Source organism: Aporhodopirellula sallentina SM41 (genome assembly GCF_000346505.1).
In the GTDB taxonomy this organism is placed as follows: domain Bacteria; phylum Planctomycetota; class Planctomycetia; order Pirellulales; family Pirellulaceae; genus Rhodopirellula; species Rhodopirellula sallentina.
Window position 1 is genome coordinate 1 of the sequence record NZ_ANOH01000279.1, and the last position, 20,527, is coordinate 20,527.

The 20,527-nt window shown below is 55.3% G+C and carries 17 protein-coding genes; 6 read left to right on the top strand and 11 right to left on the bottom strand.

Features of this window, described 5'->3' with window-relative positions; translation table 11 throughout:
- On the top strand, positions 1-269 hold a 269-nt coding region (locus RSSM_RS34830), incomplete at its 5' end, for a hypothetical protein (protein ID WP_044303020.1).
- Positions 270-575: 306 nt separating this feature from the next.
- Here the strand turns inward: RSSM_RS34830 and RSSM_RS18975 are convergent.
- Both RSSM_RS18975 and RSSM_RS18980 read right to left on the bottom strand, forming a co-directional pair.
- Positions 576-1,151 (bottom strand): nitroreductase family protein, encoded by a 576-nt coding sequence (locus tag RSSM_RS18975; RefSeq protein WP_008682339.1) that lies wholly within the window; start codon positions 1,149-1,151, stop codon positions 576-578.
- 520 nt (positions 1,152-1,671) lie between these two features.
- Positions 1,672-4,677 carry a DUF5060 domain-containing protein gene (locus RSSM_RS18980; RefSeq protein WP_063709094.1) on the bottom strand — a complete coding sequence of 1,002 codons (3,006 nt, stop codon included), beginning with the start codon at positions 4,675-4,677 and terminating at the stop codon, positions 1,672-1,674.
- A gap of 232 nt (positions 4,678-4,909) precedes the next feature.
- Between RSSM_RS18980 and RSSM_RS18985 the strand changes: the two genes are divergently transcribed.
- Both RSSM_RS18985 and RSSM_RS18990 read left to right on the top strand, forming a co-directional pair.
- Positions 4,910-5,443 (top strand): sigma-70 family RNA polymerase sigma factor, encoded by a 534-nt coding sequence (locus RSSM_RS18985; protein WP_008682341.1) that lies wholly within the window; start codon positions 4,910-4,912, stop codon positions 5,441-5,443.
- Entirely contained in the window at positions 5,440-6,699 is a 1,260-nt protein-coding gene (locus RSSM_RS18990) for a FecR domain-containing protein (RefSeq protein ID WP_008682343.1), read from the top strand. The genes RSSM_RS18985 and RSSM_RS18990 overlap by 4 nt, the downstream gene beginning before the upstream one ends.
- Positions 6,700-6,944: 245 nt before the next feature.
- Here the strand turns inward: RSSM_RS18990 and RSSM_RS18995 are convergent, their stop codons facing one another.
- The 4 genes from RSSM_RS18995 to mntR form a co-directional block, all read right to left on the bottom strand.
- Positions 6,945-7,133, bottom strand: a complete 189-nt coding sequence (locus RSSM_RS18995) for a hypothetical protein (RefSeq protein WP_085980012.1) — start codon at positions 7,131-7,133, stop codon at positions 6,945-6,947.
- Positions 7,134-7,486: 353 nt separating this feature from the next.
- Complete coding sequence (locus tag RSSM_RS19000; RefSeq protein ID WP_008682348.1) at positions 7,487-8,719, bottom strand: DUF1559 domain-containing protein; 1,233 nt, start codon at positions 8,717-8,719, stop codon at positions 7,487-7,489.
- A gap of 625 nt (positions 8,720-9,344) precedes the next feature.
- A complete protein-coding gene (gene ilvA, locus RSSM_RS19005) occupies positions 9,345-10,865 on the bottom strand; it encodes a threonine ammonia-lyase, biosynthetic (protein ID WP_008682350.1) in 1,521 nt (506 codons plus the stop codon).
- Between the two features lie 200 nt (positions 10,866-11,065).
- Positions 11,066-11,476 carry a manganese-binding transcriptional regulator MntR gene (gene mntR, locus RSSM_RS19010; RefSeq protein ID WP_008682352.1) on the bottom strand — a complete coding sequence of 137 codons (411 nt, stop codon included), beginning with the start codon at positions 11,474-11,476 and terminating at the stop codon, positions 11,066-11,068.
- A 385-nt stretch (positions 11,477-11,861) separates the two neighbouring features.
- Here mntR and RSSM_RS19015 point away from each other — a divergent pair, with 385 nt between their 5' ends.
- The 3 genes from RSSM_RS19015 to RSSM_RS19025 all read left to right on the top strand — a co-directional run bounded on the left by RSSM_RS19015 (position 11,862) and on the right by RSSM_RS19025 (position 15,269).
- Positions 11,862-12,923 (top strand): DUF1559 domain-containing protein, encoded by a 1,062-nt coding sequence (locus tag RSSM_RS19015; RefSeq protein WP_008682354.1) that lies wholly within the window; start codon positions 11,862-11,864, stop codon positions 12,921-12,923.
- Positions 12,923-13,276 (top strand): hypothetical protein, encoded by a 354-nt coding sequence (locus RSSM_RS19020; protein ID WP_063709096.1) that lies wholly within the window; start codon positions 12,923-12,925, stop codon positions 13,274-13,276. The genes RSSM_RS19015 and RSSM_RS19020 overlap by 1 nt, the downstream gene beginning before the upstream one ends.
- Positions 13,277-13,514: 238 nt before the next feature.
- Positions 13,515-15,269, top strand: a complete 1,755-nt coding sequence (locus tag RSSM_RS19025; protein ID WP_008682357.1) for an arylsulfatase — start codon at positions 13,515-13,517, stop codon at positions 15,267-15,269.
- Between the two features lie 66 nt (positions 15,270-15,335).
- Here RSSM_RS19025 and RSSM_RS19030 read toward each other — a convergent pair whose 3' ends face one another.
- The 5 genes from RSSM_RS19030 to RSSM_RS19050 form a co-directional block, all read right to left on the bottom strand.
- Positions 15,336-15,761: a DoxX family protein gene (locus RSSM_RS19030; protein ID WP_008682359.1), complete on the bottom strand. Its 426-nt coding sequence runs from the start codon at positions 15,759-15,761 to the stop codon at positions 15,336-15,338.
- 217 nt (positions 15,762-15,978) lie between these two features.
- Positions 15,979-16,779: a pirin family protein gene (locus tag RSSM_RS19035; protein WP_008682360.1), complete on the bottom strand. Its 801-nt coding sequence runs from the start codon at positions 16,777-16,779 to the stop codon at positions 15,979-15,981.
- A 231-nt stretch (positions 16,780-17,010) separates the two neighbouring features.
- Complete coding sequence (locus RSSM_RS19040; protein WP_044303022.1) at positions 17,011-17,475, bottom strand: MarR family winged helix-turn-helix transcriptional regulator; 465 nt, start codon at positions 17,473-17,475, stop codon at positions 17,011-17,013.
- A 125-nt stretch (positions 17,476-17,600) separates the two neighbouring features.
- The gene (locus RSSM_RS19045; protein WP_008682362.1) at positions 17,601-18,725 is read right to left on the bottom strand and encodes an ABC transporter permease; all 1,125 of its coding nucleotides are present in this window, start codon (positions 18,723-18,725) and stop codon (positions 17,601-17,603) included.
- Positions 18,726-18,786: 61 nt separating this feature from the next.
- The coding region (locus tag RSSM_RS19050) for an ABC transporter permease (RefSeq protein WP_044303023.1) at positions 18,787-20,527 on the bottom strand (1,741 nt) is incomplete at its 5' end.

Genomic DNA, 20,527 nt, shown 5'->3' on the forward strand with positions numbered 1-20,527 from the left:
TGTGTGCCTTGGCAACGATTGCGATCACCGTCCTTGCCCTGCGAACGACGAATGTATCGCGTTCTAGCGTGACCATCGCTGCTTGGTTGCTCCTGCCTGTGTGCATCGCCCGCGTTTTGTTCGGTCCCCATCCGCTGGTGATCGGCTATGTTTACTTCTTGCCATTGGTGCTCCTAACCGGATCGTCCTTACGCGGCCTGTTCAAAAGCGAAAGAGAGCAAAACCAACCGACGAACCGCAAGCACAGAGACACCGTTCTCGATAACTGAGGATCGATCGCCACGCACCGGTCATCTTGGTCGTCCGTCTATCTGAAGATTCGTTGACAGCTTGTGCCAGCGTCAGTTTCCGGTAGTGGATCTTGTTAAAGATCATCATGCAGCAGGATCTTTAACAAGATCCACTACCGTCTACCCGATCACAAACGGCACCGGAACAATTTTGCTCCCCGGTCACCTCCAGTGTTTACCGCCGATCGATCTGAATCGGGGTTTGTTTCTTGTCCGCTTCGTTGGTTGATTGCAGGACGATGCGGTTGGAAACACGATACAGCTACGGGAGCATTTCGCCTTCATTCATTCGCGATGCCATTGTGTTTTCTCGGCGACGCTGGCTCGGTTTCCTTCCGGCCAAGCACCTTTCGGGTACCCGAGGTAGAACAAACCGAGAGCCTTGTCATCGCTCTCCAGACCGATGTAGTCACGCATCGCGTCGCTGGTTGCAACCACGTTTGTCGACCAAAACCCGCCAAGCCCTCGCGCGGTCGCCGACAAATGCAGGTTTTGCACCGCACAACCGACTGCCAGCAGTTCATCAACCAACGAGATCTTCCCGCTCGTCTGTCGCTTCATTCCAATCGCGATGATCACGGGAGCACACGTCGCGCTCACCCGCATCCCGTCCAGCTTGCTCGGCTTGAAGGTCGTTTCGTCCGTTAGCTCGCGATAGGTTTCGACCATGAAGTTGGCGAGCTTCTCACGTGCAGTTCCCGTGTACACAACAAACCGCCATGGCTCCGTCATCCCATGAGTAGGAGCCCAATTGGCGTTCTCGAGCAATTCCTCGACAACCGTATCTTCTACCGGACGGTCCGAATAGTGTTTGGGTTTGATCGTTCTTCGGTCACGGATGACTTGGTTGAGCGTGGACATATTTCGTAGCAGCGGTGAATCGGAATGTGAAACAAGACACGTTTTATCCGATTCTCGTCGCTTTGTTCAGCTTGCTGGCGGCCTCTACTTTGAAACCAGCATTTCACGATGCGCGAGCGAGTGATTGTGTGTGATCCCTCGCTAGCCGGGCTGTTGATTTATTCGTTTAACGGCAATACCGTTCAATGAAACACCGGGTTGTGGCGTTTTCGTTTAACCGGTAGCTGTAGGCGACGCTTGACGGAACACAACCTACCCTTCGGGCACGGGTTAAACGAAAATTGAACGGTATTGCGTTTAACGGGCAGCCAAAGGCGACCTAATTGCCAATGCCACGTCGCCTACGGCTACCGGTTAAACGAAAACAGGGTGACTCTTGACTAAATCGACAAACCGTAACGCAGCGGGCTAGTAGATTAGCAGACCGTAAAGCGTTTCATGAATGATGCAGCCGATTCGGTGACCTGAATTGTGGCGAATTCAGCTATGGGAATCGGACGTGTCAAAACTCCGAAACACGCTACCGTCGTGGGCTGGCCTTGGGACCGTCTTCGAGACTCTTGCTCTTCATCGCGTTCTGTTCTTTCGTGAGCAGAAAGCGATCAAACTCAAAACCGTCTTCACGCATCGAGAACATCACCGTGTGTAGCCCCGGTTGATCGACGTCGATCCAGATCTTGCCGAGCACACCGGTGTGGACCTTCTCGGTTCGTTGCCGCGAGTCCCATTGCCATTTCCCGTGATGGCCGGTGAACTGCAACCGCTGTCCGGACTCCGGCCAGCGTCCGTCGATTCCCACGTGCAAACCGTTGTCTTCTGAACCGGTGCAGTTGATCCGAGCCCAAACGTAGTATCGCCCTGGCTCTTTGAATTCGATCGGATAGTACAGAACGCTGCACTGGCCACCTCGCGGAGCAAAGCTGACGCCTTGAACCAATGGATCCGCATGCGTCACCCGAGTATCGGGAAGCAGTTCGAGATAAGCGTTGCCGACGGCACCCTCGGCGTGACTGGGATCGGGGTCAGGTTTGACGTCGGGCGTCTTGTCCTTCGTCGTCAGAAACCACGTGCGATGCGTTTGTCGATCCGCGGCGTCATAGTCCTCTGCTTCGACGACAACGATGCCATCGGTTTGCACATGTACCTTTTTCGCCTTGGCAGGATCGTAGTTCATCACGAACTCATTGCCAGCAGATGATGCGACCGTCCGTTGGTGTTGCGACGTCGTATCCGCACCCGCAGGAACGATTTCGATCGAGCGCCAACGCCCCCGTGAAAATGCGTACGCGTCGCCTTCGGGAACTTTGCCGTTCGAGTCTGAATTGAATTCAACACGAATCGTATCTCCCGATTGAATTGACACGTTGCGGAAACGATGATGAACCGGGCCATAGTCCTTTTTCGTTTCGGGGTTCTGAACCTCGCCCACCAATTTGCCGTCGATGCGAACGCGGTACACCGATTCACCATCCGTTTCGGTTAGAGTGGTCAACACGACATCAAACGTTCCATCGGCTCCGTCGTACTGTGACTCGGCGGCCGCAAAGACTCCTTGATGTTTCGCCGCGTTGATGGCCATCGCCTTCCGGGCATTGTCTTTGTATCCCGTGACGAAATCGCCCGCAGGTGTGAACTCGAAATCGTTCAACGCAGATAGTTTGACGGTCTTCGACGTTGGAGCGGATTGCGACACCGATCCTCGTTTGCCGTTGGACGACACGATCACCAGCCAATCTTCCGATTGATTTCCCGGTGCGTTTCCGAGAGAAACCTGCCCACCGCCCGTGACGCTCTTCACCGAACCGAGTTGCAGTTCGCCTCCGTTGCGAGGATCGAACCACGCGACATCGAATCCGGAGTCAACCCCCGTCAGATCGAGCCGAACGTCGCCGGAATCCTTGCGGTAGACGAGATACAGGCTGCCCGGATCGCACAGACAATAGGCATCCGCACCGCTGACCAAATCGTTTTGATTGACCATGTTCCAGAAAGGAATGTCGTGATTGGCGAAGAACTGCAAGGCGATTTCGCACAACTCCCACATGGACTCTCGCACGCGAAAGTCCTGACAAGTCAGGTCGCTGTGAGCGTGCTTGTAGCCGAAGTACCATTCAACTCCGGCACCCCCGGCCATGATGTTTCCCCACAACGCGTTCTTCCTCGCATTGTTTCGGGTGGGATCCTCGTCGTCGGGCACCAACGAGTGAGAAGCGTCGCCCGGTTCGTCGCAGGCAACCACCCAAGGCTTGCCTGCCTCGACCGACCGACGGATGTAGTCTTTGGTTTTCGGATGAACGAAACGAAAGTCCGGCTTGTTCGTCTGCAGAGAAAAACCGGTCAGCGGTGACTCTTTTCCGAGGAGGTCATAGTGTTTGTGACCATTGTGGATCACGATCGGATGTTGATACGGATCGTTTGACCAGAAATAGTTTCCCCAGTCTTTTTTATCTTGCGTACTCGGATTGCTGTTCAGCCCCACCTCTTCGCCGAGGTTCCAGTTGAGAGCCAAATGATGTGCAAAACGCGCGATCAACTCTCGGTAGTACAACTTACGTTCGGGGCCCAGATGACCATCATCGAGCAAGTGCACGTTTTCGGCTTCCTGCGTTTTGAAGTGCAGGTGCATTCCCATGCGTGTTCCGTGTTCGAAGACTTTCTCCCACTGATCCAATCGCGAGCAGTCCATCCGCTCTCGCTCATCGTATTGCGTGTAAGGAAACACGTTGCGATCGTCACCGTCGATGTTCAACGTCAAAAACGAGAACGCGTTGAGACCTTGCGAGGCGAGATAGTTGATCGCACCGATCAAGCCTTTCCCTTTGTCACCCTGCCACACCGGGTCGCCCTGACGCCAATCGCGAACGTGGGGCTCCCAATTTTTGATGAGGTTGTCCTTGTGGCCATCTGATTTGAAATCGCCATCAAAGTCGGCGTAGGACAAGAGGTTCTCAGGAGCATCCACGCCGGCTTTGAGAAAGAACTCTTTGCTTCCGGCGAACTGCAAATGGTGTTTGCCAACGTAGTTCAATCGACCACGACTACGGAAGTCGCGTCCTGTCGCAGTGGTCTTGCCGACCTCAAATTCACCGGACAAACCGTCCACGCGATCGACCGGTTCGCCGGCGTCAGGACGATCTGAAATTGCAACGCCGGATCCCTGCCGAAATGAGATACGGTAGGTCCACCTGCCAGCGTGATCGGGAGCCAAATGGGCCCGCCATTGGTTCCCAGACGTTGCGGAGGTGTTCGCCGCGTCACCGTCCGCCGCAAAGTAACCGGGGACGTGGTAGGTCAGCCCGCTCGCAGGGTGACGAAACTCGACCTGCATTCGGTAATCTAAGAACGGATTCGGGTTACCGTCTTCAGACGCGTGCGGCCCGTCGACGCTCAGCGTGATCTTATGCCATTGTTGTCGTTCGCCGGAAATTTCCACCGGGGCTTGCTTCGGGGGACTCGCCGCGGTGACGTCGGGTAAAACTCCGATCAGGAGCAGGCAACTGGCTAGGACAGCAGTTTTCTGATTCATTCAATTGACTCACATGATGGGGAAGGGTAGACGAGCGATTTTCGATTCGTCTCTAAACAGGGTTTGCGAGAAAAACGCAACCGTGCACAGAAATCACTTCGAAAAAGCGACGATATTTTTGTGCACGATACGCCTGGCGACAGACAATAAACACGTAGGTTATCGACCCTTTTGATTCGCATTTCATCCTGGCTGGTCGCACGCTAGACACCCCGAACCGACGGCACGCTCTATGGACGATTGTTCCATTTCGACGTTTCTAACCATCAGCGAAAACCGATCGCGGATTCTCGCTGTGATCGTGGCGATGGTCCGCGATTTCGAGGTCGCCGAAGATCTCTTCCAGGAAACGGTCATCGAAATCCTCAAAAGCGAAGAGCGATTCGATCCGAGCCGCAGTTTTGTTCCGTGGGCCTGCGGAATCGCCCGCAACGTCGTCCTGCAACATTGGCGGCGGCAATCCAAAGCACCCTCGAACGGCGTGAGCGACATGATGGCTGAACTCGCGTTGATCGCCGCGGAAGGAAACGACGACACGTGGCGGCGAGAACGAACCGCACTGCGTCGATGCTTCCAAAGGCTCCCTGACCGGATGCAACGACTGCTGCTCCTGCGATACGGCCACAACGTCAAAGGCAAACAACTCGCCGATTCCGCAGCGGTTCGACAAGGTTCCATTCGCACCACTCTCGCACGACTGCGAAACCAACTGCGGACGTGCATCGACACGAACGTCTCCCAACGCTTGCAGGAGGCCAACGGATGAACAACGATCGATTTGAAGAACTGCTTAACAAATTTTTTGACGATGACGCTGCAGAGCAAGACATTTCCGAGCAAGAGATTGCTGAACTGCACGCCGCGGTGACCGAATCGCAAAACCGCCGGGCTCGCTTCCAAGAAGCCTCCCGCGTCAACGTGCTTTTGCGTGAAACGCTTCTCGAACAAACCGAAATCCAGTCGCTCTCGCAAAACTATCTTCCACGGCGAAAGCCAACCAGGCGACAGATCGCGTCGATGGCTGCCGCAGCGACCCTTCTGCTCTGCACGTTCGTCAGTTTTCGGCTGTACCAAACCGTAATTGGCAGCGGCGATATCGTTGGAACTTGCATGAGCGTAAGCGGTGGCGTCGAAGTCTTTGTTATTCGCGATGAAAAGCAACATCGAGCCACACCGGGTTTTGAGCTTCATGATCGTGACGAAGTCATCTGCGATTCCCAGACCCAGGCCATGCTGCGACTGACCGACGGATCGATCGTTTCGATGGAAAAAAACTCCGCCCTGCGCATGACCGACGCCCCGTCGAAAATCAAACTGCTGCGTGGCGAAGCCTACTTCGAGATCGCGCCCCGCGATGCACTCATGCCGGCGTTCGAAGTGCTCACGGGGCAATCGACCATCGAAGTCATGGGAACGGTGTTCTCGCTGATCGCTTCTCAAAACACGGAACTCAAAGTCTACGAGGGAAGCGTCACGCTGACACGACACCGTGACAAAGCCCAGGTCGAAGTCAAATCGCAGCAAATGGCAACGTCTGATGATTTGTCGGTGCAGGAACTTGGTGCCACATCGCTCGACCCGATCAAGGTGTTTCCGACTGACGACTTGACTCTCGATCGAGGCGAACGCGAAAAGAAGTTTCAGTGGCTTAAAGTCGAGGGGAAACGACGAGTCACCTATCTCAAATTCGACATTCCCGACCAACGAGAGTTCCGCTTCGCCAAACTCCGCCTCACTCAATCAGTCGACTCGGGTAGCGGAACACTTCGTTTCCACACCGGTGAACACAACCAATGGAACGAAGCGGACCTCACCGCCACCACCGCGCCCCGCCCGCTCAAAGAAGTCGCAGTGCATCGTGGCGTCGTGGCACGTGGTCAAGTTGTCGAAGTCGATGTCAGCGAAGTCGCCGCTCGGCCGGGGCCGGTTACCTTCATCGTGACGCTCGACCAAGCCGGCGAAGACGACATCTGGTTCGGAGCGAGCGAAAGCGACACGCCTCCCGTGCTTATCTTGCATTAGCGGGCTGTTGATTTATTCAAGAGTCAACCTGTTTTCGTTTAACCGGTAGCCGTAGGCGACGTGCAGCGGCAAGCAGGTCGCGTTTGGCTGCCCGTTAAACGAAAAAATCAACAGCCCGTTAGGACTGCGTCCAACTCGCGTTGCTCCCGCCCTACGAAGGCCGCATGCAGTCGGCACGCCGACAACAACCACGAATCGGAGGCGAGTTAGCTTCAGCCATTCACCCGCCCCTGTTCGCGCTGGCGTTATTCCTCTGGCTCCTCCTCGTCAACGTATTCTTCGTCGGTGAAGTTGTCTTCGTTGGCGTAGAACGCGGCACGCTCATCCCACAACTCTCCTTGCGTTTCGATCGTGCGGTTTTCCTCTTCACTGCAGCCAACCAGTGGCACGCCGAACGAAAACAAGACAAGCAACATCAAATAGCTTCGAATCATTTCGGTCACATTCTCATAAAGAAAACTGGGATCAATCCTGGAACCGATCAAAGGTCCCTCAATACTTCATTCTCGCAGCGCGAGAGAGTACTCCCGATCACACAATCAAACCGCGACCAGGAAGTACCGACTCTGCCGGATACCGAACCGCACAAGGTTCGGTGACATAGAACAATCAAACACTCAACCGCCTGCTGCAAAGACATGCAAACGGCGAGAAACCCCGGAATCTACCTGACAACCTCGGTAAACAGATCAGCCGGTGGCCGTTAGTCACGGTTGAACATGTCAACCGCGGACAACACCGATCGACTGATAAGCAAGCAGATAGGCCTTAGCAAAGAGATCGTCGACTAAAACTCTTCGTCGATCACTTCCTTGGAAGCACGTGTGCCAAGTGCGCCCCACAAACCATACGGGCTCGGTGACCCCGGTGCCCGTGCATCGGTTCCGCTCGACCATACACAACCGGCCTTATCATTACCGGCCTCGATGGAGTCGGTAATGAACCGAACCGCCCCATCACCCATCAGGACATGGGCACCGCCTTGGTGACGACTGGATGCGGGAGCGATACCGTAACCGGAATCGCCACCGGACATACATAACTCGGAGTTTGGCGGCAGGATCGCATTGAAACAACTAAACCCTGACCGGGCATCCGACCAGATATAGCCTCGCATTTGGAAAATCTTTGCGAAGCCGTTCTTCTTGTTGTTGTATTGAATGCTGCTCTTATAGAACTGCGGTCGCTCCGGATCGATGTACTCCGAGCAGGCTTCCCCTGGAGTGTTGCGGATTTTCCACGCCGCCCCATTGATCATCAACGTGGTCGTTTTTGCCTTGTCACCCAAATCGGTTGCAATCTCGCCGCACATCATCGTGTTAGACAGACCATCGAGCGTCTCGCGAAAACGCCCCTGAAAACCGGGCTGAAACATTCCTCGATAGGCGGCTTTCGCTTCGATCACATCGTTTTGCGTGTAGACGAGCTTTCCGTTTTGGGGATTATCCGGCCAACGACAATCTGACTTGTCTGGCGAATCCCCCGTACACGCCGCGTAGTTCGTCCGCCCGAGAGCCGGCAACCCAAATCCTGGATCGCTGGGACAACGATAGGTGGTCACTTCGGTGATCCACGGTTTGTATTCTTGTTGCCGTGGTGAAGGCCCCATCGGCGACCAAGGATTACCCGGAGGCCCGCCGCTCGATGTCTCGTTGTTGGGATTTGAGATCTGTTCCCAAAGTGCTTGCTGCTCCACGAATGGCAAAATGCCGACCAAGAAACTCAGCGTGTATTCGTTGTGGCCGCGACCGTTGTTTACATTACTGATACCACTATTAACATAGCCACCTTGCGCGGAGTGCGTTCCCATATGGTGAACAGGCAACAACTTAAATGTCGAATGATAGTTATGGATTCCGAGACCGATCTGCTTGAAATTATTGCTACAGCTCATACGACGAGCGGCCTCGCGAGCCGCTTGCACAGCCGGAAGCAATAGCCCCACCAAGACACCGATAATCGCAATCACGACGAGCAATTCAACGAGCGTGAACCCCCGACGTTTCCCCTTGTTACGCATCTGATTTCTCCGATTTGAAAGAACCGTTCAGTCGACAATGAACAAGTTGCCGAAACATCCGGCGTCGCAACGGTGCGCTCGCCGTCGCTAACCGCCTGATACGGGCCAATACTAGAACTTCCAGCGAGGGGTGTCCATTAAATTATACCGAACGACTATTCGGCTCTCTGTAATAGACCTTCACGATTGAACCTGGCAACGTTCATACACCTCTAAACACGCTTCCACCAACTCAATCACACGTCAATTTCGATATAGCGCAAGCCTTACCTAAAAAGGGACAAGAGTGTCTTTCATGCACTTTCGAATGGGGAGACTTGCTCGGCGCAACGGCTCACTCACCGTCGCATCGCACATCAATTGCACAGTGACGCATAGAGATACCTTGGACGATCCGTGTCGCTGAGTTGGATCGACTCGGTATCGCCCACACGCATCCGACCCGACCGTTCGCTACGGCTCACCCTAAAAGGGGGCAGACATGCTTCACCTCCCTTACACGAACCACGTCCCGCCGTGGTCGAGTTACTCAGTGTTGAAACTATCCAGCGTTGAAACTACCCAGCGTTGCAGCGGCCCAGAGTTGCAGCGGCCGCTCACCATTGTGGCGAGCAAACCGGTCGGCCTATCGTAGAAAGAGGTGGTATACCGGGTTGTCCGTTTCGTCGACGCACCGGTACCCGAGCGTGTCGATAAACTCGCGAAACGCAGTCAAATCACCATCGGGGACTTGAATCCCGATCAAGATCCGCCCGTAGTCCGCCCCCTGGTTTCGATAATGAAACAGGCTGATATTCCAGTCCGGATGCATGTGAGAGAGGAACCTCATCAACGCCCCCGGACGTTCGGGAAATTCAAATCGATAGAGTCGCTCGTTTTCGCCGAGGCGGGTTCGGCCTCCGACCATGTAGCGGAGATGGACTTTGGACAGTTCGTCGTCCCCCAGATCCAGCGTTCGAAAACCTTGATCTTCGAACCCCGCGCTGATCACCGCGACGTCGCTACGTCCACCGATCGACAATCCCACCAACACGTGTGCCTCGCGCTCGTCCGACATCCGATAGCTGAACTCCGTCACGCTGCGTTGGCCGATCGATTCACACAACTTTCGAAAACTCCCGCGGGCCTCCGGTATCGTCACCGCGAACATCGCCTCACGTTCTTCGCCCGACTCGGCACGCTCGGCCACAAAACGCAGGCGGTCAAAATTCATGTTGGCCCCGCACGTGATCGCGACGAGGTCTTCCCCCTGCACGCCGTGTTCGGCCACGTAATGCTTCATGCCTGCGATTCCCATCGCGCCGGCCGGTTCGAGGATACTGCGGGTGTCTTCAAACGCGTCCTTGATGGCCGCGCAAACCGCGTCGGTGTCGACGGTGACAAAATCATCGACCAGCCTTTGCGTCAAGCGGAATGTTTCCGTGCCGACTTTCTTGACCGCCGTTCCATCGGAGAAAAGCCCGACGTCTTTGATGTCGACCGGTTCACCCTGATCGATTGATTGGATCATCGCATCGGAATCCGCCATTTGAACGCCGATGACTTTGATCTCCGGACGAACCGCTTTGATGTACGCCGCCACTCCGGAAATCAAGCCTCCTCCGCCGATCGCCACGAACACTGCATCGATCGGATGTTGATGCTGTCGCAGGATCTCCATCGCGACCGTCCCCTGACCTGCGATCACGTACGGATCGTCAAAAGGATGCACAAAGACGTATTGATGTTTCTCTTGCAACTCGACCGCGTGCGCGTACGCGTCGGAATAACTATCGCCGTGCAAGACCACCTTGCCACCGAGCGAGGCGACGGCCTCCGATTTCAATCGAGGAGTCGTAACCGGCATCACAACGATCGCTTGGCATCCGAGTTGACGAGCACTCAACGCCACCCCCTGCGCGTGATTGCCCGCCGATGCACAGACCACTCCACGAGCCAACTCGGACGGACTCAAATGAGACATTTTGTTGTACGCACCGCGCAGCTTAAAACTGTGAACGGGCTGCGTGTCTTCTCGCTTCAGGTAGATCTGGTTCCCCAACCGTGCGGTCAACTTTTGCGCGAGCTCCAGAGGCGTTTCGTGGGCAACGTCGTAGACCCGCGCGTTGAGAATCTTCTGCAGATAGTCAAAGAGGACTTTTTCCATGACGAATGTCTTTCAGTGGTATCGAGGGATTCGCCGTAGTCTCGCAGATCAAGTGGAATTTCGCGACGCCGCGTCTCCTCCGAGTTCCAGGCATCCTACTGGACCCTATTCGTCAGAAAATGTTCACCCGCGGCGCAACTTGGGGACGGAGGCAGATACAAACGCCGTGCAATCGCGTGGATCCGCCACACTGAGATGCCTCACGCGCTGGGCCAGCCATCCCTGAGCACTCGCTTCATCGCGTCGAGGGTTTCCCGGCTGACGTGGTGTTCGATTCCCTCGCTATCGGTCGCCGCCGTCGCCGCACTGACCCCCATCCGGATCAGAAAACTCTCGACAACTTCGTGCCGTTTGCGAGAAGTGGTCGCTAAACGTTTTCCCGCGGCGGTCAATTCGATCGGCTGATACGGTTCCGTCGTCACCAACCCGTCCCGCTGCAGCCGTCCGATCGTGTTATTGACGGTCGCGTGCGTGACAGCAAAGTGCTTCACCAGGTCGGTCGCCCGACAGACACCGCGGGCAGCAATCGCATCCGCAATCGCCTCCACGTAATCTTCCGCCACTTCGCTGGCGTGATCCGATCGGATTCGTTGATAACTTCTTGAAGGCAAACAGAAACTCCCTTTTGCTCCCTATTAATGCGCGATCGCCACCCAAACGCGAAAAACAACTGCCACAAACATCGTAGTCGTTCGCCCAGTTTTCATAAATCCCCTTGATATCCACCTGGACGTTGACTAGCATTTCGCTAAAAAGTTAGCACGTGCTAACTTCTTCGCAGATTCTCGTCTTTGTAATTCAACGCTGCACGCTCTCGGTGCTTTTTTTTCGCACCCAAAAGTTAGCCCAGGCTAAACCCTTCCATCCGATCCGCCATCTATCTTCGGAAATGACGTCCCGATGACAAAACTTCTGTTATCCCAACGCGACAGACTGCGTTCTCGATCTCTACGCTGCTACCAAGCCCAATCAACCTGCCCCAGGCGAGAGATTCGCGTGAAGGGTTTTACGCTGATCGAACTCCTCGTGGTTATCGCAATCATCGGGGTTCTCGTCGGTCTCCTTCTGCCTGCCGTGCAGGCGGCACGGGAAGCGGCACGCCGGATGTCTTGCAGCAATAACTTGCGCCAGGTCGGCTTGGCCGCCCAAAACTACCATGCGGCGTACCAGCGTTTTCCGGCCGGTTATGTTTCCCATCCGACCACGGACGGATCGGCCCCGGCTTCGGTGATGATGGATGCGATTACATGGGATGCCGGCCCCGGTTGGGGATGGGCGGCGGGTCTGCTGCCGTTCGCGGAAGGCAACGCGGTGCACGAAGGTCTCCGGTTCGACCAACCAGTCTGGGCTGCCGACAACCGCGAAACGATCGCGAGCACGATTTCCATGTTCTTGTGCCCGAGCGCGACCGGCGGAGACGACCCCATCGAAGTCCAAGACGAAGCAGGCAACGCACTCACCTTCGGTGGCCAAACCATCCGTCTCGGACGCAGTCACTACGTCGCCAGCCACGGCCAAGAAAGCTGCTGGGGCGAATGTGGCTCCGCCGCAACCGGTGAGGTCTTCACGAACATCTACACGTCGGCCACCAAGATCATTCCGATCAACGGTGATGCCGGTAATGTTGCCGATGGCCCCTTTTTCAGAAACTCCAAAACCCGATTCCGCGACGTGCTCGACGGCACCTCCAACACAATCTTCTTTGGTGAACACAGTTCAGCGTTGAGTGAAAAGACATGGGTCGGTGTGATCCCCGGTGCGTTCACGCACCCTCGTTTCACTTCCCCGGAAAATGGCCCTGACGCGGCGGCAACGCTGACGCTCGTTCATGCAGGTCCTTCCGGCGGCGAACTCGATATTACCGGTAGCCCGATCATCCACCCGGTCAACTTTCCCACGTATCACGTCGGGCAAATGTACTCCGAACACCCAGGCGGTGGTATGGTTTGCTTCGGTGACGGTTCGGTCCGTTTCGTCACCAACTTTGTCGACCTCTACCTGTGGGCAGAAATGTCCAGCATGAACGAGCACGAAGTGATCGATTGGGAGAAATTGTAATGCCACGGCAAACAGCTCCAGCGCCCACAAACAACACCCCACGCAACATCGCGGCTGGATTATTGGTCGTCGCATTCGCCGTGGGTATCGTTTGGTCGCTCTCGGGAAAACCGGTCGAACTGAACGAACACGAATACGACCTCACCCTGGCGTTCTATCGTGTATGCAACCAACAGAGCATCGAGGGGCTCGAGAAAATCGAGGACCAAATCAACGATTCCTTTCCCAGCAATGCATCTCGCTCGGACGCTCAATCCGCGTTAATCGCAATGGTCGAGCAAGCCAAGCGAGGTCAATGGCGAGAGGCCTCGATTGCGGCCCGTCAGGCGTTGGATGACCAGGTGAAACACTGACGCGCCCGCGATGCCTGGGGCGTGTCGCAAAACGCTGCGCGATACTCCTACGTGCAAAACAGACGCTGAAATAGAGACCGTGCACTACCGACATGAAGGCCGTTGATGGGCTCGCCCCACACCGCGCACATGCACTTGGTTTGATCTATGCTGTGCCTGCCGCTGACGGATGATTTTTCTTGGATCCAATCAGCGTGAATTGAGCAGAACTCAGTCCATCGATCTATAGAAAACCAGCATGTCCAATCAACGACTAGGATGTTTCCTCGCACTCGTTCTCGTGGCCGTTTGTCCCATCGTTTGCAATGCAACCGAGAGTCAACCCAACGTAATCGTGATCCTGACGGACGACCAAGGGTACGGCGACATGTCCTGTCATGGCAATCCATGGTTGCGGACACCGAACCTCGACCGGATGCACGCCGAGAGCGTTCGTTTGCAAAATTACCATGTTGATCCGGTATGCACCCCGACACGGGCGGCGTTAATGACCGGTCGGTACTCCTCCCGCGTGGGCGCATGGGCGGTCACCCAAGGGCGACAACTCCTTCGAGGCGACGAGATCACGATGGCCGACGTGTTTGCCGCTTCGGGATACAAGACCGCCATGTTCGGGAAATGGCACCTCGGTGACACGTGGCCCTATGCCCCGAGGTTTCGCGGTTTCCAAGAAGTTCTACGCCACCTCGCCGGTGGGATCGATGAAATTGGCAACCCGATCGAAAACGACTATTTCGATGACACGTACTACCACAACGGCGTTCAAGAACAGCGATCGGGATACTGCACCGACGTCTTCTTTGACGCCTGCGAGCAATTCATCACGAGGCACGCAGAGGAGCGTTTCTTTGTGTATCTGCCGCTCAACGCGATGCACAGCCCGCATACCGTAGCGGACAAATATTCGGCTCCGTTTCTCGACCAAGGACACCCGCCGGTCCGCGCAAAGTTCTATGGCCAAATCATCAACTTTGACGAGAACCTCGGTCGACTGTTTCAAACGCTCGAAGACCAAGGCGTCGCCGAAAACACCATCGTTATCTTCATGGGCGACAACGGAACCGCGCAGGGCTTCGCCACGGTCGAACCCGACGACGGATTCAACGCGGACATGAGAGCCAAGAAAGGTTCGGTCTACGACGGCGGACATCGCGTCGCCTGTTTCGTACGATGGCCCGAAAACTTGGATGCCGGACGCGACGTCAACCGGCTGACATGTTGTCGAGATTGGCTACCAACCTTGGTCGAAATATGCGACCTCACTCTGCCGCGCGAAGTTTACTTTGACGGCGACAACATCGCGCCACTGCTGCGAGGCAACGATGATCAATGGCAGGACCGAACAATGTTTGTCGAACGACAAGCCGACCAGCCAAAGATGGCGACGCGTCCGGTCGAAAAAGGCCACCGTCCCAACTATGCGGTCCTGACCGAACGATGGCGTTTAGTTAACGGCGAACTGTATGACATGACAAACGATCCTGGCCAGAACAACAACGTCGCGTCCGATCATCCCGAACGCGTCGAGGCACTTAAGAAACAGTACGAGCAGTACTACAACGATGTTTTCGCCAACGACGGAGCATACACCCGATTCCCCATCGGCAAACCAGAAAGCAACCCGATTCGATTGACAGTCCGTGATTGGCACCCGACCGAAGGCAATGTCATCTGGAAGCAGAAACAACTCGCCGACGACGCACTGTGGATCAACGGATTCTGGGCGATCGATGTTGCCCGTGCAGGAAACTATGACATTCGTGTGTCACGCTTTCCCGACGATGCCAAAGCACCGATGAAGGCCAAACAAGTCCGACTCCGCGTGGGTGAAAACGAACAAACTCAAAACGTTCAGCCCACCGATGTCTCCGCCAAGTTCTCAACCCACTTGGAAACCGGCCATCACATCGTTCAGGCTTGGCTCACCGACGAGACAACAGGCAAACAACGTGGTGCCTATTTTGTGGAACTCGAATTTTGCGGGAACGAATAGTCCAGCCTGCCTCGCCCAGCCCGTCCGCTGTGACGCACTCAGAACCGTCACGGCGTCACAGGCTACTCATACGTGATCGCTATTCCGTCTCGACGTCGCCTGACCGAATAACTTCTGATCCAACGACAGTTCACCGGGTCCGGTTAAAAAGAGCACCGCGTAGACAGCGAGATACAACGCCGCGAGTTCTTTCACCTTCCAGGGATCAGCACCGTGAACGACGAACAATGCGATCACCATCGTGAAGGCGAGCGGCAACACCGCCAAACGCGTCCCCAGTCCGAGGATCAGCAAGACCGAACATCCCACCTCCGCTCCAATCGCGAGGATGAGACTGAGCTGACTTCCGATCCCCATCGGATCAGGAAACCCACCGGAGATTTCGCCAAAACCCATAACTTTTTGGATGCCGTGCACCATCATGAAACATCCAAACGCGACCCGCAGAACAAGCAGCCCGATCGAAATCTGTTTTGGTGAACCTAACAACATACGTGATCCTTTTTGACATGAGTAAATTCGTCGCCGGACGGCAGAAGGCAAACGCTCCTGCTCGCCACGACGATATCGGTTTCTGAATTTCCAATTCCGGATGCACCGGCATACGGATAAAGACACGGACAGAAAGTTCGCCGGCAGCAATAATCCGGCGCATCAGCTTCCTGTCCGGCCCAAGATTGCGAGCATGTCGATCTTGCCCCAACCTGGGTCAAGCCAAATCGAACAGCAGTGCATCGGACACCATGGTGGCTTCGACATGAAGAGATGTCGATCGGCTCGTCGCAACCGCATCCCCGCTCGACAGTTTTGTTCCGTTGACCACCAATTCACCGCGAGCGACCTGCAACCATGCGTGGCGACCGCGTTCGACGTTGAACTCTATCGAGTTCCCTGGCTGCAGGTGTGTCGCATAGATCGTTGCGTCCTGATGAATTGATACCGCAGCCCCGGAATCATCCGGACCGGCTATCTTCTTCCATCGGTTTACCTTCTGATCAATGGTGACTTTGTCGTCGCTGTAACGAGGCATCACACCGCGCATCGCCGGCTCGATCCAAATCTGAAGAAAGTGATTCGCGTCGACCGACGATGGGTTGTATTCGCTGTGCGTGATCCCCGTTCCTGCCGACATCATTTGAATGTCGTCGGGCGTGATCACTGCGCCCCGGCCGGTGCTGTCTTTGTGCTGCAGCTTTCCTTCGAGTACATAAGAGATGATCTCCATGTCGCGATGAGGATGCGTTGGGAAACCTCGTCCTGCCGCGATACGATCGTCGTTAATGACACGCAGTGAACGAAACCCCATATGCCGTTGATCGTAGTAGCCTCCGAACGAGAACGAATGGAAACTGTTCAACCAACCGATATCGGTGTGCCCGCGTTCTCTTGCCTCGCGAATGAGCAACCCGGTGTTCGAAGGCTCGCCCCCAACGCTCAGTTCCGGGTTCGCCGCAACGTGGATCAAACCTGCCGCGGTCATGGACAACATGTTTCGTCGTGATTGGTTCATGATACTCTCCGACTCTCAACGTCCGGTCCGACGAAATGGCGGACACACAACAGGAATACCGTCAAATGAGGTGGACCTTACAGTCTCAAGGAAAAAAAATTTTCAGAGCGGTGCGTCTGCGCAACAGGTCCATGCGTCCACAACAAATACGCGTCACCCGGCCAAGTCATCAACATTTCCGACGGCCTCACATGAGGCTACCGGCACGTCGCCAAGTACAAGCCCGAACCGCTACTCGGAAACCCCTTCTCGTATTTGCTGCAAAATTGCAATCACTTGCTTCAAATCCTTTTTCGGGACTCCGGACAACAGAGACCTGTGCAGTTCCAATAGTGGAACGTCCACGGCCTTCAGCACCCGTTTTGCCCGGCTTGTCAGATCGATCAGAAACACCCTGCGATCCGAGTCCGACTGTGTCTTGACGATCAGCTCCGCGTTGACCAATTGATCCACAACTCGCGTGATCGCGGGAGCAACTTGAATCATCCGCTGTGCCACTTCCAAACATGGCATTGGTCGGCCCTCACCTCGCAAAATCCGCAACACGTTGTACTGCGATCGCGTCAGGTCGTACTCCCTTAGCAAACGGGCGAAGCGATTTTCCAACAGATCACTGGTTCGCATGATCGACAGAGCAGCCTCCTGCTCGATCAAATCAAACGGATCACGCTTTTTCAGTTCGTCCCGAAGAGCCATCTCCCACCCATCTCGCTGTGCACGCGGCAACTCAACACCCAATTAATTTACATGTCACCTATCGACATGTCAAGCAATCGTTCTTCAGTGAATTCGCTCGCCGTGCAACCTCGACCTCAAAATGGCTATTTGCTCACCGCTATCGAACGCCGAAACAATCCGAGACTAGCCAGGAAACAGGCTAGTCCCAAAGCCGCCGTGACAGCGAATTGACGCCAAACATCGCTGATCCCAGCCCCACGGAAAATAATCGACTGCGAGAAACTGACGAAATGGCGTGACGGGAAGAAGTACGTGATCGGTTGCAACCACGCCGGTTGGCTCTCCACCGGTGTGATCGCACCGGAAAGCATCTGCAGCGGCAAAACCGTCAACAACACCAACAGGGCGAACTGCGCCATCGATCCCGACAGGGTTCCCAGAAAGATGCCCGCCGCAGTTGCAAAGAACAGGTAAATCGCAATCCCCGCCAACAGCAACCAACGCGATCCTTCCACGGGAACACCGAGAATGGTTTCAACCACAAGAGCGAGAGACAGCATCACGGCCAACAGAATGACCAATCCGTTGGCACAAACCTTAGACACGGCGATATCGAACGAAGTCAGCGGCATGACCAGCAGGTGTTCGATCGTTCCGTGCTCTCGCTCGCGGATCAGCGCCGCCCCCGTCAACACGATCGTCAACAACGTGACTTGATCGATGATCGCGGTGATACTCGCAAACCACGTGGTGTCCCCGTTGGGGTTGAATGCTTTGCGACGCACCAAGTTAACGCTCATCTCGACCGATTCGTCTCGCCTGGACACGAAACGGTTGACTTCATCGTTGACGATGTTCTGGATGTAGCTCCCACCGATACTCGCCTGCATGACGGCGGTAGCGTCGATGTTGACCTGCAACTCAGGATGCCGTGACGCCAACACATCTTCCTCGAACCCTCGCGGGATATTGATCACGAACATCAACTTCCCCGCGTTCATATCCGCGTCGACCTGGTCACTTGAGATCAGAATGGGTTCTTTGAAGTAGGGCGGATAAAATGCATTTGCGATGCTACGAGACAACGTCGTGTGATCTTCATCGACGATTCCGAGCGACGCGTTGTGAACCTCGCTCGATATCCCAGTCGCTTGGCTGTAGACACTGAACGTCAGCGCAAACACCAACAGAGCGAGCAGCATCTTGTCGTGCCGTAAACTGCGTAGTTCTTTGATCGTCAGCCAGAAAGTGTTTCGAAGTGATCTCATCGGTCATCGCTGGGATCGCCCAGCGTCCTTTCGATCGGTTGTTCGTTGCGGCGGTTTGTGTTCATCGATCTTGTTTCCTCAACAACCCCGCACTGATCAGTACGAATACCGGAGTGAACGCAGCGAGTGCCCAAAGATCGTGGGACAGATCATGCAGCCCGAGCCCCTTGGTAAACGCCCCCACGCTCATCCGCATGAAATACGTCGTCGGCCACAGAGATCCGATCAACTGAGCACTTCCGCTGAGCGTTGAGACGGGCTGCAACATTCCGGAAAACTGCACCGTCGGCATCATCGCGACGATCGCGGTCGCGAACACCGCCGCCACCTGACTCCGCGTGAAGCATGACGTGACCAGACCGATTCCAGTCGTTGCGGTCACGTAGAACATCGCCCCCAGAGTCAACACCGCAAGACTGCCCTTCATGGGCACACCAAACACATACACGCCCATCCAAACCAGCAACGCGTAGTTGACCATCGCGATGCAGATGTATGGCAATTGTTTGCCGAGCAAAAATTCAAGCCGCCGTGTCGGGGTCACATAGAAATTCGTGATCGAGCCGAGTTCTTTTTCCTTCGCCACGCTCACAGCCATCAAGATCGCCGGTATCAAAATCAACAACATCGACGGCACGCTCGGCACCATCGCATTGATGCTTTCGAAACCAGGGTTGTACTGATAACGCGATTCGATGTCGGCATAACTGAACGTCGGCGTTTCCCCGTAGAGTTGTCTCGACAGATCACTCAGATAAGCGATGTGTACTCCTTCGACGTAACCACTGATGGTTTCTGCCCGAAACGGCATCGCACCATCGATCCAAGCCGACACCTCAGGGTTATCACCGCGTTTGAGTTCTCTGCCGTAGTCCGGCGGGATTTCAACGACCAACGAGACATCTCCTGAAACCAATCGGCGATGCATTTCCTCTTCGCTGCGCACGGGATCTTGCTCGTCGAAGTATCGCGAACCGCTGAATCCGTACGCATACGCGCGGCTCTCGGGAGATTGGTCTTGATCGTAAATGGCAAAGCGAACGTTCTCCACGTCGGTCGTCATCCCGAACCCGAGCACCAACATCAGCAACACCGAACCAATCAAAGCGAATCCTAGCCGAATCGGATCGCGCATCACCTCGAGCGACTCGCGATAGGTGTATGCCAACAACCGGTTGATCGAATAACCACGCGGACTGGGTTCAGATGGTGACACTAACGAGTCCACCCGGTATCGATTGGTCTTCGATGAGGTGGGCTGAACCGTTGCAGATGGCGACAACACGGCGTCTCGTTCCGGCGAATCTACCGACAAAGAATCTTCCCTCCGAGAATAGATCGCCGCCGAATCGGCCTCGGGCTTCGCGTGCTCTGGATTGGCATTCGCGTCTTGGATGAAACCAACGAACGCTCGGTCGAGTGTCTTTTCGCCACGTGCGGCAATGAGGGCCGCGGGGGTATCGCAGGCGAGCACCTTTCCGGCGTGCATCAATGATATGCGATCACAACGCATCGCCTCATTCATGAAGTGCGTCGAGATAAAGATGGTGACTTTGTCCCTGCGCGACAACTCAACCAACAATCGCCAAAAGCCGTCTCGGGCGACGGGGTCTACGCCTGAAGTCGGCTCATCCAAGATCAACATTTCTGGATTGTGCAAAATCGCAACGGCCAAGGACAACCTCTGCCGCACGCCGAGAGGCAGCGAACTGGCCGACTGATCGAGTTCTTCCCTCAACCCAAACCGCTGAGCCAATTCAGCAACGCGCTGCGATTGATTCGGCACCGCAAACACCTGGCAT